The organism is Synechococcus sp. CS-603, from assembly GCF_977929215.1.
The window spans coordinates 1,524,946-1,540,926 of the sequence record NZ_OZ376778.1 but is presented as its reverse complement, the minus strand read 5'-3'; the positions used below and the strand labels follow the sequence as shown (position 1 = coordinate 1,540,926).

16 protein-coding genes are annotated in these 15,981 nt (G+C 64.6%); 2 read left to right on the top strand and 14 right to left on the bottom strand.

Annotated features, from left to right (window positions below; genetic code table 11):
• Window positions 1–14: 14 nt before the first annotated feature.
• The 7 genes from ACXMDM_RS08070 to glpX all read right to left on the bottom strand — a co-directional run bounded on the left by ACXMDM_RS08070 (window position 15) and on the right by glpX (window position 6,973).
• Entirely contained in the window at window positions 15–401 is a 387-nt protein-coding gene (locus tag ACXMDM_RS08070; protein ID WP_071801315.1) for a DUF8659 family protein, read from the bottom strand.
• A 10-nt stretch (window positions 402–411) separates the two neighbouring features.
• On the bottom strand, window positions 412–963 hold the full coding sequence (locus ACXMDM_RS08065; protein WP_071801314.1) for a CIA30 family protein: 552 nt from the start codon (window positions 961–963) through the stop codon (window positions 412–414).
• Window positions 963–1,709 (bottom strand): 6-phosphogluconolactonase, encoded by a 747-nt coding sequence (pgl, locus tag ACXMDM_RS08060; protein WP_259723061.1) that lies wholly within the window; start codon window positions 1,707–1,709, stop codon window positions 963–965. Before pgl ends, ACXMDM_RS08065 begins: the two co-directional genes overlap by 1 nt.
• A complete protein-coding gene (gene gnd / locus ACXMDM_RS08055) occupies window positions 1,706–3,127 on the bottom strand; it encodes an NADP-dependent phosphogluconate dehydrogenase (RefSeq protein WP_259723062.1) in 1,422 nt (473 codons plus the stop codon). The genes pgl and gnd overlap by 4 nt, the downstream gene beginning before the upstream one ends.
• 99 nt (window positions 3,128–3,226) lie before the next feature.
• Window positions 3,227–4,522 (bottom strand): glucose-1-phosphate adenylyltransferase, encoded by a 1,296-nt coding sequence (locus ACXMDM_RS08050; protein WP_259723063.1) that lies wholly within the window; start codon window positions 4,520–4,522, stop codon window positions 3,227–3,229.
• Window positions 4,523–4,646: 124 nt separating this feature from the next.
• Window positions 4,647–5,957, bottom strand: a complete 1,311-nt coding sequence (locus tag ACXMDM_RS08045; protein WP_259723064.1) for a glutamyl-tRNA reductase — start codon at window positions 5,955–5,957, stop codon at window positions 4,647–4,649.
• An 11-nt stretch (window positions 5,958–5,968) separates the two neighbouring features.
• The gene (gene glpX / locus ACXMDM_RS08040; RefSeq protein WP_259723065.1) at window positions 5,969–6,973 is read right to left on the bottom strand and encodes a class II fructose-bisphosphatase; all 1,005 of its coding nucleotides are present in this window, start codon (window positions 6,971–6,973) and stop codon (window positions 5,969–5,971) included.
• Window positions 6,974–7,160: 187 nt separating this feature from the next.
• Between glpX and rpe the strand changes: the two genes are divergently transcribed.
• A complete protein-coding gene (gene rpe, locus ACXMDM_RS08035; RefSeq protein ID WP_071801308.1) occupies window positions 7,161–7,841 on the top strand; it encodes a ribulose-phosphate 3-epimerase in 681 nt (226 codons plus the stop codon).
• 117 nt (window positions 7,842–7,958) lie between these two features.
• Here rpe and ccsB read toward each other — a convergent pair whose 3' ends face one another.
• The 7 genes from ccsB to ACXMDM_RS08000 form a co-directional block, all read right to left on the bottom strand.
• Window positions 7,959–8,873: a c-type cytochrome biogenesis protein CcsB gene (ccsB, locus tag ACXMDM_RS08030; protein ID WP_259723066.1), complete on the bottom strand. Its 915-nt coding sequence runs from the start codon at window positions 8,871–8,873 to the stop codon at window positions 7,959–7,961.
• A 59-nt stretch (window positions 8,874–8,932) separates the two neighbouring features.
• A complete protein-coding gene (locus ACXMDM_RS08025) occupies window positions 8,933–10,123 on the bottom strand; it encodes an LptF/LptG family permease (protein ID WP_071801307.1) in 1,191 nt (396 codons plus the stop codon).
• Complete coding sequence (gene lptB / locus ACXMDM_RS08020) at window positions 10,120–10,848, bottom strand: LPS export ABC transporter ATP-binding protein (RefSeq protein WP_071801306.1); 729 nt, start codon at window positions 10,846–10,848, stop codon at window positions 10,120–10,122. Before lptB ends, ACXMDM_RS08025 begins: the two co-directional genes overlap by 4 nt.
• Window positions 10,845–11,315: an LptA/OstA family protein gene (locus ACXMDM_RS08015; protein WP_071801305.1), complete on the bottom strand. Its 471-nt coding sequence runs from the start codon at window positions 11,313–11,315 to the stop codon at window positions 10,845–10,847. Before ACXMDM_RS08015 ends, lptB begins: the two co-directional genes overlap by 4 nt.
• 133 nt (window positions 11,316–11,448) lie before the next feature.
• Complete coding sequence (locus ACXMDM_RS08010; RefSeq protein ID WP_071801304.1) at window positions 11,449–11,826, bottom strand: DUF309 domain-containing protein; 378 nt, start codon at window positions 11,824–11,826, stop codon at window positions 11,449–11,451.
• Window positions 11,823–13,631, bottom strand: a complete 1,809-nt coding sequence (typA, locus tag ACXMDM_RS08005) for a translational GTPase TypA (protein ID WP_071801303.1) — start codon at window positions 13,629–13,631, stop codon at window positions 11,823–11,825. Before typA ends, ACXMDM_RS08010 begins: the two co-directional genes overlap by 4 nt.
• A gap of 20 nt (window positions 13,632–13,651) precedes the next feature.
• Window positions 13,652–14,059 (bottom strand): M15 family metallopeptidase, encoded by a 408-nt coding sequence (locus ACXMDM_RS08000; RefSeq protein ID WP_399249281.1) that lies wholly within the window; start codon window positions 14,057–14,059, stop codon window positions 13,652–13,654.
• Window positions 14,060–14,532: 473 nt separating this feature from the next.
• Here ACXMDM_RS08000 and chlP point away from each other — a divergent pair, with 473 nt between their 5' ends.
• Window positions 14,533–15,969, top strand: coding sequence for a geranylgeranyl reductase (gene chlP / locus ACXMDM_RS07995; RefSeq protein WP_071801301.1), 1,437 nt, complete (start codon window positions 14,533–14,535; stop codon window positions 15,967–15,969).
• The last annotated feature ends 12 nt before the right edge of the window (window positions 15,970–15,981 follow it).

Sequence of the window (15,981 nt, the reverse complement as noted above, 5' to 3'; positions counted from 1 at the left end):
ACAGCCCTGAACCATCAGGACGGCTGAAGCGAGGGTCCCAGCAGGGCCCGCAGCCGCCGGGCCAGGGCTTCGAGCGGGGCGCCGCAGTCGGGGCGCTCGCAGCGCAGGCCACTCTCCCCATCCATCCAGACCGGGTGGTTGCCTTGCCAGAGCATGGGTTGCTGCGGCTGGGCCGGCCAGCTCAGCATCAGGTGCAGGTCTTCGCCGCTGCGGTAGATCTCCAGTTCGATGTCATCGAGCGGCAGGCGGGTGCCGTCGCTGCTGCGCGGCTGGATTCGCAAGGTGCAATCGAGCTGCTCTTCGCCGAAGCCATCGCCAGCCACCACGGCATGGAGATGGGGCTTGAGGCAGAGGTCTGCCGCCGCCGCCACCCGCCTGCAGAGGGCACCGGGCTCGCTCAACGCACGGCCCTCAAGGTAGAGCCCGGATCGCCACCAGCCCGAGGCGCAGCGGTCCGGCCCGGAAGCCGGCATTGAGCTGGCCGTCGTCGCCGAATTTCGAGTGCAGCACCTGCAGGCGGGTGATCCGGCAGGCATCGAAGCGCAGCGGCAGGTTGAGCGGCCGGGCCCGCACCGAGGGCCGCAACTGATCCAGGGGGATCTCCACCCGGCTGACTCCATCGGCGCTGGTGTCGAATTCCGTCACCCAGCGCAAGCCTCCGGGGATCAGCTCGGTCAGGCCGGCCAGCCCGTCGGCACAGGCCACAGCCAGCTTGTAGCGGCGGCCATCGCCGCGCAGCTCAAACTCAAGGGCCCGGTAGGCACCCAGATCCAGGGGAGGGGAGAAAAGCGGCGAGCGACAGCTCACAAAGCCGCCGCCCTGCTCCACCACCTCGGCCTCCAGCACCAGCCCCTCGGGCCCCACCCGGCAGACGCCCGTGCTGTTGCCCCCCATGACGGTGTCGTTGAGGGCCAGCCAGCCGCTGAAACCATCACCGCTCACCACAAGCAAGGGGGTCGCCATCAGGGCTGCTTCGTTGGATCCTCCAAGCCTGCCGCAGCGGCGGCATCGGCCAGGATCAGCACGGGGGTGCGGGGGCGCACCAGCCGGGCCGGCGTGCGGGCCGCGGGCTCGTTGGGATCGAGCAGCCGTTGCAGGGCCTGCTGTTTGCCAGAACCACTCACCAGGATCACCACCTGCCGGGCCGCGCTCAGCACCGGCGCCGTAAAGGTGACCCGGGGCAGCCCCTTGCCCTCGCTGACCGTGACATTGCAATCGACCACGCCGGTGGCGGCGGTGCCGGGGAAGAGCGAAGCGGTGTGACCGTCGTCGCCCAGCCCCAGCAGAATCAGATCGAAGATCGGCGGTTGGCCGGGGCAGAGCTGGGCCAGCAGCGCGTCGTAGGCGGCGGCGCCCAGTTCGGGGCTCTCCAGAGTGGTTGGGACCGGATGGAAGCAGGCCTGGGCCCCGGGGCCCTCAGCCAGCAGGGAACGGCGCAGCATCAGGGCATTGCTGGACGGGTCATCGGCCGGCACCCAGCGCTCATCGCCGAGCAGCACATCCACCCGCTGCCAGGGCAGGTGGTTGGCCGCCAGCAGGTGGTACGCCTGCTCCGGGGTGGTGCCGCCGGCCAGGGCGATCTGGGCCCGCTCCCGTTCAGCCAGGGCCAGATCGATGCTGGCCGCGATCGTTTCGGCGGCCAGGCGCGAGAGCGCCCCCCGATCGGCCACTGTTTCCAGCCGGTAGGAGGCCGGGGGATGGGCGCTCACAACAACCACTCGGTGTGGAAGCTGCCTGGCCGATCCACCCGCTGATAGGTGTGGGCGCCGAAGCAATCACGCATCGCCTGCAGCAGGTTCTGGGGCAGGCGGCCGCTGCGGTAGCTGTCGATGTAGTCGAGGGTGCTGCTCAGGCAGGGCACGGGAATGCCGGCCAGGGCGGCAGCGGCCACCACCTGGCGCAAGCCGGGCAGACGGCTGTTGATCTGGGCGGCGAACCAGGGATCCACCATCAAGTTGGTCAGCTGCGGATTGGTGTCGTAGGCGTTCTGAATCCGTTGCAGCAGGCGAGCGCGGATGATGCAGCCCCCCTTCCAGATCTGGGCGATCGAGGAGAGCTGCAGGTTGTAATCGTGCAGCGCCGAGGCTTCCACCATCAAGGCCATGCCCTGGGCATAGCTGGCGATGCAGGCCAGGATGACGGCATCGCGCAGGGCCGGCAGCCCATCGGCGAGGGCACCGAGATCGGCCGTTGGCGGGGCCGGTGGAGCTTCGATCACGCTGGATGCGCTCTGGCGCTCGCCGTGCAGGGAGCTCATCACCCGGCCATTGAGCGCCGCATAGATCGTCGGCACGGCAATGCCCATCTCCAGGGCGCTGACCACGGTCCAGAGGCCGGTGCCTTTCTGGCCCGCCACATCGAGGATCTTCTCGACCAGGTCGCCGCCGTCCTCGGGGTCGCGGGTGCGCAGGCACACCTCGGTGATCTCCACCAGATAGGAGGAGAGCTCCTCCAGTTGGTTCCAGCCATCAAAGACATCGGCCATCTCCAGGCCGCTGAGGCCGGCCGAACGCTTCATCAGGTCATAGGCCTCGCAGAGGATCTGCTCGATGCCGTATTCGATGCCGTTGTGCACCGTCTTGACGAAGTGCCCAGCGCCACCGGGGCCGATGTAGGTGACGCAGGGGCCATCTTCCACCTGGGCAGCCATCTTGCGCACCAGGCCTTCGATCGCGTCGTAGGCGCTCTTGGTGCCGCCGGGCATCATGCTTGGCCCCTCCAGGGCGCCCTTGGCACCGCCGGAGACGCCCATGCCGATGAAGCCGAAGCTCTTACTCTCCAGCTCCTTCACCCGCCGCTCGGTGTCGGTGTAGAGGGAGTTGCCGCCATCGATCAGCAGGTCGCCGTCTTCGAGCAACGGCGAGAGCGTGGCGATCATGGCGTCGATCGGCTCACCCGCCTTGATCATCATCAGGATGCGGCGTGGGCGCTCCAGGGCACCCACGAATTCCTCCAGGGTGTGGGCCCCGACGATGTTGAGCCCAGCGCCCCGGCCGCTCAGAAAGTCTTCGGTCTTGGCGTAGGTGCGGTTGTAGACGACGCTGGAGAAGCCATTGCGCTCGGCATTGAGCACCAGGTTCTCGCCCATCACCCCCAGGCCGATCAGGCCGAAGTGCGCTTTGCTCATGTGTGGTTGGGTTGGATGAACCGGTCCTAGCCAGTGTGCCCTTCGCAGCGACGCCCATGGGTGTCGCTGCAGGGTGTGTCAGCAAGCGCTCAGAAGCCCCTAGATCACCGTGCCATCGGCGATCGTGGCGTTCTTCTCCACCACGACGATGCCGTTGCGGATGTAGAAGCCCAGCTCTGGCCGGTCAGCTTCCTCGATGCGGTCCTTGTTGACGATCGTGACGTTGCGGCCGATGCGGACGTTTTTATCGAGGATCGCGCCCTTGACGGTGGTGCCATGGCCGACGCCAAGGGGGATGCCGCCGCGCTCGCGCAGCACGGCCCGTTCCTCCGAGGATTCGTAGTAATCCGCACCCATTACCAGGGTGTCTTGCAACACCACCTCGCCTTCGACCCGGGAGCGCACACCGAGCACGCAGTGATGAATGCTGCAGGCCTGGAGCAAGGAGCCCTCGCCGATGATCGACTGGGTGACCTGGGTGTCCAGCAACTTGCTGGGAGGCAAATAACGCGGCCTGGTGTAGATCGGAAATTTTTCGTCGTAGAAGGAGAAGGCCGGCCTGGGTTGATCGGTGAGCGCCAGGTTGGCCTCATAAAACGCACCGATGGTGCCGATGTCTTCCCAGTAGTCGTCGAAGAGATAACTCTGGAGGTTGTCGCCACGCTCCAGGGCCAGGGGGATGATTTCCTTGCCGAAATCGGTGGCGGTGGGATTGCGGGCCAGCAGGTCGAAGAGGGTGTGCCGGTTGAACACGTAGATCCCCATCGAAGCCAGATAGGGGCGCCGGGCCGCTTCGGCTTCGCTCAGGCCCAGGCTGGCGGTGTCCACCTTCATCGACTCCAGCGCCGCACCTTTTGGCTTTTCGCTGAATTCACGGATGCGGCCGTCGCGCTCGGCGCGCATCAGGCCAAAGCTTTCGGCCTGGGCCTGATCCACCGGCAGGGCGCCCACGCTCAGATCAGCGCCGCTGTTGATGTGGTGGTCCACGAATTGGCTGTAGTCCATCCGGTAGAGCTGGTCACCGGAGAGGATCAAGTAGTGGTCCACGTCCCATTCCTGGAACAGCCACTGATATTTACGAACCGCATCGGCGGTTCCCTCGAACCAGCTGGGGCTATCGGGCGTCTGCTGGGCGGCGAGCACCTCGACAAAACCCTGGCCGAAGCCGGCCGAGAGGTTGTAGGTCTGGGTGAGGTGCCGGTTGAGGGAGGCGCTGTTGAACTGGGTCAGCACATAGATCTTGTTGACACCAGAATTGATGCAGTTGCTGATCGGGATATCGATCAGCCGGTATTTGCCGGCCAGGGGCACCGCTGGCTTGGCCCGCATCTTGGTGAGCGGGTAGAGGCGAGTGCCTGCTCCACCGCCGAGGATGATCGCCAAAACCCGCTTCATCACTCACTCCTTGTAGGGCTGCATGCAGCACACCTGAACCGTACTGGACCGGCTGACCCAGACAGCCAAGCCCCCACCAAGAACCCATCAATCTCTGGTTAAGGGGAGCCGTTGCCAGCCGGTTTCAGCCCTCGCCGCTGCCTTCGTCAAGGGCGAAGAGGTCATGGAGAGCCTGCATGGCCAGGTGCCGTTGTTGCCGCGGCTGGGGGGCCCGCAGGTTGGTGACAGGGCTGTGCAGCACCTTGTTGATGATCCCCTTGCTGAGCGCTTCGACAACCTTGCGCTCCCGCGCCGAGAGATCGGGCCCCATGCGGCTGAGCGCCTTCTGCAACTCCTGTTCGCGGATCACCTCCAGGGTCTGGCGCAGTTTGTTCAAGGTGGGCACTGCCTCCAGCCCATCCCACCATTCCAGGAACTGCTGGGCCTCCTCCTGCAGCAGGCCCTCGGCCTCGGCGGCGATCTCCCGCCGCGACTCCTGGTTGCGGTTCACCACCTCCTGCAGGTCGTCGACATCAAAAGACTCCACGCCAGGCAGGACGCTGACCCCTGAGCTGATGTTGCGGGGAACGCCGATATCCACCAGCATCAGCGAGGAGCGCCGGTTGAGCGACTGCAGCCGGGCCTGATCGATGATCGGCTGCTCGGCTGCCGTGCTGGTGAACACCAGCGAGCAGGTGCTCAGGCAGTGGTCGAGATCGCTGAGCGGGCGGCATTGCACCGGCAGTTCCGGAAAATCGGCCGCCAGGGCTTCGGCCCGCTCAACCGTGCGGTTGAGCAAAACCAGGGCCTTGCAGCCTTTCGACTGCAGATGCTGAAGCAGCAGGCGGGCCATCCGACCCGCTCCCACCACCGCCACCTGTTCCTGGTCAAGGCTGACGAGTTCGTCGAGGCCCCGGGCCTGGCCCACCTTGAGCTGGGCCAGTTCCACGGCCGCCGAGCTGATCGAGACGGCGCCGGTGCCCAGGTTAGTTTCGGTGCGCACCCGCTTGCCGGTGCTGACGGCCTGGGTGAGCAGGCGGTTGAGGATCGGGCCAATCGAGCCATGCTCCTGGCCGAGCCGCACCATCTTTTTGACCTGGGAGAGGATCTGCCCCTCCCCCAGCACCAGGCTGTCGAGCCCGGAAGCCACCCGCATCAGGTGGGACACCGCCTCGGCGTGGTGATACGTGAACAGGTGGGGGGTGAGTTCGCCGAAATCGAGGCCGGAATGGCGGCTGAGGAAGGACCCCACCGCCGTGATCCCCTGCTCTGGACTGCGCAGCAGGGTGTAGATCTCCAGCCGGTTGCAGGTGCTGAGGATCGAGGCCTCCAGCACCTGGGCGTCACCGCGCAGCTGTTGGAGGGAATCCTCCATGGTCTGCTCGGGAATGCTCAGCCGCTCACGGATCTCGACCGGAGCCGTGCGATGGCTGAGGCCGACGACGGCGATGTGCATGGGGTGGGCGCTCAGCGCAGCGCGACGCTCTGGGCGCCGGGCTTGATGTGGATCGTGTCGGTGAAGCGGGCGCTGGTGTCGAGCGAGCTGATGATCAAACTGCTGGTGCGGGTGCAGTCGGCCTCGAACACCACGCCCTTGAACAGCAGGCCAGGGGTGATGCCGCTGCCAGCGAACACCACGTTCTCGCCCGAGGCCAGTTCCTCGGCCTCGTACACCTTGTCGATGTCGGTGATGCCCATGGAGTTGAGGCGCTCGATGTTGCCCTCCTTGGTGTAGTCGGCCCATTCGGAGGTCTGGGCGATTGCCGGGTCATAGACCAGCTGGCCCTGAAAGTGGCCGCCCAGGCAGCGCAAGGCCGCCGCTGAGATCACCCCTTCAGGAGCAGCGCCGATGCCCATCAGGCAGTGGGTGCCGGTGCCGGCGAAGCCGCAGGCGATCGCCGCTTGAACGTCGCCATCACTGATCGGCTTGACCCGGGCGCCGGTGGCGCGGATCTCGGCGATCAGATCCTTGTGGCGGGCCCGCTCCATCACCACGATCACCAGATCGCTGGCGGGCATGCCCAGGCAGGCGCTGAGGATGGCGATGTTCTCCGTGGCGCTCTTGCGGATGTCCACCTTGCCCTTGGCGGCCGGGGGCGCCGCCAGCTTCTTCATGTAGAAATCAGGTGCATTGAACAGGCCCCCGCGGTCAGAAGCGGCCAGCACGGCCATCGAGCCGTCCTGGGCGTTGGCGCAGAGATTGGTGCCCTCGCAGGGATCCACGGCGAAATCCACGCCCGGACCCGTGCCGCTGCCTACTTCCTCGCCGATGTAAAGCATCGGCGCCTCATCGCGCTCGCCCTCACCGATCACGATGCGGCCCTGCATGGCGATCGCCCCCATCCGCGTGCGCATCGCTTCGACGGCAGCTGCATCGGCCTCATCCTTCTGGCCCAGACCGGTGAGATGGGCCGAGGCGATGGCGGCCTGCTCGACGACTTCGAGCAGTTCCTGAATGAGGGTGCGATCCACGTGGGTCTGGCAGGGGGGAGAGAGCGCAACAAGGGAAAGACCGGCAGGTCAGCTGCCGCAAGGCCTTTCAGGGTTGAAGCAATCGATACTCTATCAGCGCCGATTGGCCTGCTCCCGGCGTCAGGGGCGGGGCGTTCCGACCGATTCCTACAATCGCTGAGCACCCTCCGCCCCGGTGGCCCCAACCATGAGCACGAAGCCTCTGGTGATCGCCCCTTCGATCCTTTCCGCTGATTTCGCCCGCCTCGGAGATGAGGTGCGCGCCGTCGATGAGGCGGGAGCCGACTGGATCCACGTGGACGTGATGGACGGCCGATTCGTTCCCAACATCACGATCGGCCCACTGATCGTCGAAGCGCTGCGGCCTGTGACCGCCAAGCCGCTCGATGTGCACCTGATGATCGTCGAGCCCGAGAAGTATGTGGCGGATTTCGCCAAGGCGGGAGCCGATCACATCTATGTGCAGGTTGAAGCCTGCCCGCACCTGCACCGCAACCTGGGCCAGATCAAGGATCTCGGCAAAAAGGCCGGAGCCGTGCTCAACCCCGGCACCTCGCTCGACACCCTGGAGTACTGCCTGGAGCTCTGCGATCTCGTCCTGATCATGAGCGTGAACCCCGGCTTTGGCGGCCAGAGCTTTATCCCCTCAGCGGTTGAGAAGGTGCGCCGTCTCAGGCGGATGTGCGATGAGCGCGGCCTTGATCCCTGGATCGAAGTGGATGGCGGCCTCAAGGCTGGCAACGCCTGGCAGGTGATCGAAGTGGGCGCCAATGCGATCGTTTCGGGCTCTGGGGTGTTCAACCAGCCCGACTACCGCGAAGCGATCAGCGGCATCCGCAACAGCCGCCGCGAAGCCCTGCTTGTCTGAGCTGCGCCCCTGACCACCCGCTCTGCCGATCAGCCCCCGATGGGTTGATCGGCAGTTTTTTTATGGAAACCGGCCAGGATGGATGGTCACCGATTGTCATCATTCGCCGGCCTGGGCTCAAGCTCCGAGAAACCAGCCATAGCTGTGCAGGCCGATGCCGAGAAGGTTGACGCCGATGTAGCAGACCACGATCACCACCAGTCCTGCCACCGCCACCAGCGCCGGGCGCCGGCCCTGCCAGCCACGGCTCAGGCGCGTGTGCAGATAGGCCGCATAGACGAGCCAGCAGATCAGGGCCCAGGTTTCTTTCGGGTCCCAGCTCCACCAGCTGCCCCAGGCCTCGTTGGCCCAGACCGCGCCGCTCACCAGCCCCACGGACAGCAGCAGAAAGCCAACGGTGATCGTGCGATAGCTGAGGCTGTCGAGTTGCTCGTTGATGCCGATCGCCACGCTGCTCAGCTGGAGATCGCCACCGCTGGTGGCCAGCTTGGCCTGGCGGAAACCACCGCTGCCGATCGAGCTGCTGCGCAGTTGCAGGGCCTGGTCGCGATCGGTGAACAGCACCGCCAGGGAGAGCAGCGAGCCCACCAGCAAGGCCGCATAGCTCACCATGATCACGCTGACGTGCATCACCAGCCAGCTGGAGCGCAACGCCGGCACCAGAGGTGCCGCTTGCTGCAGCCGATCCGGCAGAGCGAAGCTGGCGAAGGCGAGGCAGCCCAGTCCCATCGGCGTGGCGGCAGCTGGCACCAGCGGTGAGGGCCAGGAGCGCTCCACCAGCAGCTGGGTGAGCGTGCAGGCCCAGGCCAGGAAGCAGAGCGACTCGTAGAGATTGCTGATCGGGAAATGGCCCGATTCCCACCAGCGCAGGGTGAGCTGGGCCGTAAGGCTCAGATTCGCGGCCGCCACCAACAGGCGCACGACAGTGACACTGCGGGTGGCCTGCCCACTCACACTCCAGAAGGCCAGCGGCAGGGCAACCAGCAACAGCCCAAAGGCCAGGAGGCCAAGGGCGAGGACCGGGTCATTCACGGCAGCCAGCACGTCGAAGAAGCCAACAGGTTTCAACCAGTCTGCCCGCTGACCCCGCCTCAGCGACTGGCCTGGCGCAACATCACCAGGCCAATCGCCAGGCCGATCAGCACCGGGGCCCAGGCCGCCAGGAACGGTCCCACCGTTCCCTTGACCCCAAGCGAACTGAAGATGAAGGACATCAGGTAGTAGGAGAAGATCAGCAGGACGCTGATGCCAAACCCCTGACTGCGACTGGTTCGACCAGCCGGCCTGACCCCGAGGCTGCTGCCGATCAGCCCGAACACAACACAGATGGCCGGGAAGGCGAATTTCTCCTGGATCCGCACCCGCAGGCGCCTGGCTTCTTTGCGATCACCCGCTTCGCTCAGCAGTTTCTCCGCACTGATCGCCTGGGCTACCGTCATGCTGGCGGCATCTTTTGGTAGTTCGGCCAGCTTCATCGGCCCCTGATCGAGGGGATAGAGGTAGTTGTTGAAGCGGGCCGAAGTGGTGGCCTGGTCACCCTGCCCCACCAGCACGATCTTGCCGTCAAGAAATTCCCACATCCCTTCGGCCTCACTCCAGACGGCACGATCGGCACTGAGGATCTGGGTTCCGCTGTCGCGGCTGAAATCGAGCACGGTGACATCTTTCATCTCACCATCCCTGAACTGGCGGGAATAAAAGAGTTGCGAGAGGTAGCGTTCGCTCTCCCCTTCCTCATCGGCCTTTTGCCTGCGGCTGAAGCGGGAATAGATGATGTTGCTTCCCGTCTCCGCCGCCACTGACTTGCCCAGCGCCTGACGGAGCGTGTCGGTCGCCTGGAGGTTGGCATTCGGCACGATCAGGTCGTTGAACAGGAAGGTGATCAGGCTCATCAGCACCGCCACCAGCAGGGCTGGAACCACCATCCGCCAGGTGCTCACACCCAGGCTGCGCAAGGCTTTGAGTTCGCCGTTGCTCGACAGGCTGCTGTAGGCCAGCAAGGTGGCCATCAAGGTTGCCATCGGAAACGACAGCACCAGGAATCCGGGCATGCGCAGCCCTAACACCTGCATGGCGGCTGCCACTGGCAACCCGGATTCCGCCACCCGGCGCACCAGCTCGAAGACCACCCCCACCGACAACGAGACGGCCGTGAAGGCGGCAATACCAAAGAGCAGCGGACCGACGAGTTCGCCGACCAGCCAGCGATCCATCAGCGGCAGTCGCTGCAGCTGGATCCCCAATTGACGGGCCGGCCGGCCGATGGCCAAGCTGATGTTCATAGCTGAAAGGCGTCACCGAGGTAGTGGCGGCGGACCAGGGGATTGTCCGCCACTTCGTTGGAGCGACCGGCGGCAAGAATGCTGCCTTCGGTAAGGATGTAGGCCCGATCGGTGATCGCCAGGGTTTCGCGCACGTTGTGATCGGTGATCAGCAATCCCATCGATCGTTCCTTCAGCTTGCTGATCAACGCCTGCAGATCGGCAACAGCGAGAGGATCAACGCCCGCAAACGGTTCATCCAGCAGCAGGTAGCGGGGCCCCTTGGGACCCACCGCCAGGGCTCTGGCCACCTCACAGCGGCGACGCTCGCCGCCGGAGAGCTGAAAACCCTGCCGTTGCTGGAAGGGGCCGAGGTGGAACTCATCGATCAGCTGGTCCAGGCGCTCCCGGCGCTGGGCCATCGGTGCCCCGCTTTCCTGGAGGGCCAGCTGCAGGTTCTGACGGACCGTGAGCTGGCGAAAGACGCTGGGTTCCTGGGGCAGGTAGCCGATGCCCAGGCGCGCCCGCTGCGGCATGGCCAGTCCTTCCACATTCTTGCCATCGAGCACGACCCTGCCGCGATCGGGTTTCAGCTGGCCTGTCACCAAATTAAAGGTGGTGGTCTTACCGGCGCCATTGGGCCCAAGCAGCCCCACCACTTCGCCGGGATTGAGCTCCAGGCTCACACCTTTGACCAGGGGGCGCCCGCCCAGGCTGAGGGCCACGTCTTCGAGCGTGAGGCTCATCGCGGCAGGGAGGGGGCAGCCGCCGGCAGGGTCTCCTGGAGGCGCAGTTGGCTGAACACCTGTTGACCATTGCTGGGCTGGGCCAGCACCTGCTCGCTGTCGACCATGTAGATCACCCGTTCAGCCCGCAGCAGATTTCCGCCTTCCTGCACCACATCCACATCGCCGCTCAGCACGATGCGACCTTCGTTGGTGAAGTATTGGGCCTGGCGGGAGGTGGCCACCAGGCGCCGATCGGGATAAAGAATCCGCACATTGCCGATCGCCGTGATCACCCCTGTGACGTTGTCGGCCTTCTGGCTGTCGGATTCAATCGTGAGCAGGCCGGTGGGGGCAGCCGCTGGCGGCGCGGTCGCCACGCCAGGGTTCTGGCCCCTGGCCGGGACGGGAGGCGAGAAGGCGGCGAGCAGCAACAGGCCCAGTGGCAGTGCAAAGCGCAAGCTGCGCGGCGCTGGCCAGCGGGTCATCTGAGCCGGAATGGTCCGCTCAGGGTTCCGCATGAAGGGGAGCAAAACTGGGAAGCAGGGGTGTGCGTGGTGATCGCGGCCAGGCCCAGCGCTCGCCCCAGATCAGGACCAATCTACAGATCACAGCCGGACCTCACCCACCCAGGGATGTGATTGGCTGCAACTGGGGCAGGGGCAGGTCTTGGGGGTTTCCGTTGCCCTGCAGGCACTGCAAGCGGTCACGAACCTGATCCCGCAGCGGGGCGAGGTTGAGACCGAGGCAAACAGCGGGGAAAGGGGCCAGGCGACCGAGCCCCTCTCCCAGTAACAAGGTGGCCCCGCGGCGATTGCCACGCTCGAGGTGTAGGTGGGCGACGGCGATCTGCAGAAAGCTCTGCAGGACATCCCGATCGGGGCCGAGGGTCTGGTGCCAGAGCTCCTCGAACCCGTCATGGCAGGGATACCAATCGCCGGAGTTGAAGAGGGCCACAGCGGCCAGGAAACGGGGATCAGCTCCCAGTTCCTGGCTCATCGCTTGGCTGGCTTCTTCATGGCCAGCTTGCGCAGCCGGATCGACTCGGGGGTGACCTCGAGCAATTCGTCGGGGCCGATGTACTCCAGGGCGCGCTCCAGGGTCATCTGGATTGGAGATTGCAGCGTGTCGAGCACTTCAGCGCCAGCCGAGCGGATGTTGGTGACCTGCTTGGCCTTGCAGACATTGAGTTCGAGGTCGGGCGGGCGGCTGTGCTCGCCCACGATCATTCCCTTGTACACCTTGGTGCCAGGGGTGATGAAGAACTGTCCCCGGTCTTCGGCGCCCTTGAGGGCATAGAACGTGGCGGTTCCTTCCTCGTAGGCGATCAGCACGCCATTGCGGCGGGTTTCGAACTCGCCCTGCATCGGACGGTATTCAAAGAAGGAGTGGCTCATGATCCCGTCACCGCGGGTGGCCCGCACGAACTCACCACGGAAGCCGATCAGACCACGGGCCGGCACGACAAATTCCAGCTGGGTTCGGCCGTCGGCGCCTGTTTCCATGTTCTGCATCTCGCCCTTGCGCATGCCGAGCTTCTCGATGCAGTTGCCGACAGCGGCCTCAGGCACATCCATCACCAGGGTTTCGACCGGTTCGCAGGGGGTGCCATCGATGGTGCGGAAGATCACCTTGGGCTGGGACACCTGGAACTCGAAGCCTTCGCGCCGCATCGTTTCGATCAGGATGCCCAGGTGAAGTTCACCGCGGCCACTGACGGCGAAGCGATCCGGGGAGTCGGTGTCTTCCACCCGCAGGGCCACGTTGGTGAGCAGCTCCCGCTGGAGCCTGTCGCGCAACTGACGGCTGGTCACGAATTTGCCTTCTTTACCGGCAAACGGTGAATCGTTGATGACAAAGGTCATCTGCAGGGTGGGTTCGTCCACCCGGATCAACGGCAGGGCCTCGGGATGGTCGGGGCAGGCGACCGTTTCGCCGATGTTGACCTCGTCAAAGCCGGCCACAGCCACCAGATCACCGGCGCTGGCTTCGGCGATCTCGACCCGTTGCAGGCCTTCGAAGCCCAGCAGCTTGCTGATCCGGCAGCGCTTGATGCTGCCGTCTTCACGAATCAGTGAGGCGGTCTGGCCAGAGCGGATCACACCGTTATGGACGCGGCCGATGACGATGCGACCGAGAAAATCGGAGTAGTCGAGCGTGGTGACCTGCAGCTGCAGTGGCTTGTCCACATCCCCAACCGGGGGCGGCACATGGCGCAGGATCGCGTCGAACAGCGGCTTCATGTTGTCGCTTTCAGTCGCCATGTCCGGCTTGGCGAATCCGCCCATGCCGCTGCCGAACAGATAGGGGAAGTCGCACTGGTCGTCGTCGGCGCCGAGCTCCAGAAAGAGATCGAGAACCTTGTCGACCGCCTGCTCGGGGTCGACCCGCGCCCGATCGATCTTGTTGATGAACACAATCGGCCGCAGGCCTTGCTCCAGGGCCTTGCGCAGCACGAAGCGGGTCTGGGGCATCGGCCCCTCGTTGGCATCGACGATCAACAGGGCCCCATCGACCATGCCGAGGACCCGCTCCACTTCTCCGCCGAAGTCAGAGTGACCAGGGGTGTCAACGATATTGATGCGCGTATCGCCGTAGGTGACGGCCGTGTTCTTGGAGAGGATGGTGATCCCCCGCTCCCGCTCCAGGTCGTTGGAGTCCATCACGCAGGTGGGAACGGCCTCACCGTCACGGAAGATGCCCGACTGCTGCAACAGGGCATCGACCAGAGTTGTTTTGCCGTGGTCAACGTGGGCAATGATCGCGATATTGCGAATCGGTGCGCGCTTAGCTGGGGCGCTCATACAGCGGCCGGGTCAATTGATCACCTTATCTCAGCTGCTTGCCGGGTCGTTTCAAACAGCTTGAGAGCTTCGGCTGATCCCTCGAAGCGCCAGTGCCACGGCTCATAGCTGACCCCTTGGTCGTTGCCTTGCGGGAAGGAGAGTTTGAAGTGATAACGGTTGGCGTTGCGCTCCAGCCAGAGAAAGGCCGGTGTGCGATCGAAGACGTCCTTCAGGTTCGTTTCCGGCCGGCTGCCATCACCCAGATCCACCGCAAAGCCCGTGCTGTGCTCCGAAAATCCAGGTGGAGCGCTCACCTTGGCCCGCTCTGAAGCGCTCTGATTGCGCTCTGATTTCACCTCAAAGAAGATGGCTTTCTGCAACTCAACGTCACGGAAGGCACTCAGCAGCCGCAGATCAACGCCGGCGGCGGCGGCATCGCGCTTCATCGCCAGCAGGGATTCGGCCGCATCGACATGCAACCGCAGTCCGGGCGCGACGCTGACCAATCTCTCCGGCGTCGCTTCGAGATAGGGGTAATGCCCCAGCAGCCGGCCATCGGGGCTGGGGCGCGCCTCGATGCCGGCCATGGGGTCCGTGCTGCGCTGACCAAGGACCTGGGGAAAGGAGAGGGCCAGCACCGCCGTCAGCGTGGCCAGGCCAAGGGCAGCAGCGAGCAGGAACGGCCAGCGCCGCGAGGACACCAGGGCTGGCCGGGCGCTGCGCCGGGCGAGCGGGATGTCATCGGGGATCTCCTTTGTCGAGTCCCGGAACAGTGAACGGGGCGGCACTCGCGGTGGCACGCACCCTCTCCAACAAGCTTCGAAACAATCGTAGAGGCGCCCTGGCGAAGGATCAACGCAGAGGCCTCTAACGGTGTTAGCTTCGGGCTCAAGATCGTTCCAGCGGAGCAGGTTTCAAGATGTTGCGAGTCGCGGTAGTGGGTGGCGGCCCGAGCGGATCCTGTGCTGCTGAGGTGCTGGCCAAGGCCGGCATTCAGACCTGGCTGTTTGAGCGCAAGCTCGACAATGCCAAGCCTTGCGGTGGGGCCATTCCGCTTTGCATGGTCGATGAGTTCGATCTTCCCGAGTCGATCATTGACCGGAAGGTTCGCAACATGCGAATGATCTCTCCCTCCAATCGCGAGGTTGATATTCATCTCGGCAATCAAGACGAATACATCGGCATGTGCCGGCGCGAAGTCATGGATGGCTTCCTGCGCGACCGCGCCGCCAGCCTGGGAACCAAGCTGGTCAACGGTTTGGTGCAGAGCATCGACACCGGCAAGAATCGCCAGGGTCCTTACACCCTCCAATACGCCGATTATTCCGCTGGTGGCCCCACCGGCGAGATCAAAACCCTGGAGGTGGATCTGATCGTCGGCGCCGACGGGGCCAACAGCCGGGTGGCCAAGGCCATGGACGCAGGTGACTACAACATGGCGATCGCCTTCCAGGAGCGCATTCGGCTTCCCAAGGAGGAGATGAGCTACTACGAGGACCTCGCCGAAATGTATGTGGGCACCGATGTGTCCCCTGATTTCTACGGCTGGGTGTTCCCCAAGTACGACCACGTGGCCGTGGGTACCGGCACGATGCAGAAGAACCAGTCCCTGATCAAGGGCCTGCAGAAGGGCGTTCGCGCCAGGGCCAGCGACCGTTTGCTCGGTGGCGAGGTGATCAAGGTGGAAGCGCACCCGATTCCCGAGCATCCCCGTCCGCGGCGGGTGGTGGGCCGGATGGCGTTGGTGGGCGATGCCGCCGGCTACGTCACCAAGAGCTCCGGGGAAGGCATTTATTTCGCCGCTAAGAGTGGGCGGATGTGCGCCGAGCAGATCGTTGCGGCCAGCGCCAACGGCAACACAATCCCTACGGAGAAAGATCTCAAGGTTTATATCAAGAAGTGGGATCGCCAGTACGGCGCCACCTACAAGGTGTTGGAAATTCTCCAGAACATTTTTTATCGCAACGACGCCGCCAGAGAAGCCTTCGTCGAGATGTGCGATGACAAGGATGTTCAACGCCTCACCTTCGACAGCTACCTCTACAAGCGGGTGGTGATGATGAATCCCTGGCAGCAGATCAAGCTGACGCTGCTCACCTTCGCTTCCGTACTGCGTGGCCACGCCCTCGCTCCCCAGGGCTATAAACCCGTGCCCAGCGCGGTCAGAACCGAGGAGGAGATGGCTGCCCAGCGGCTCCATCTCTCCAATGCCGCGGGCACAGCCACCGGCACAGCTGATGCTCCCGAGGTGCACTCCACTGCCAACGGCAACTCCGCTGCCGGCCATTCAAAAGCCGGATCAGCCGTGGACATGACCAAACAGGTGCGCGAACCGGCCCTGGCGAGCAAGCCCTGAGCCAACTGGCCA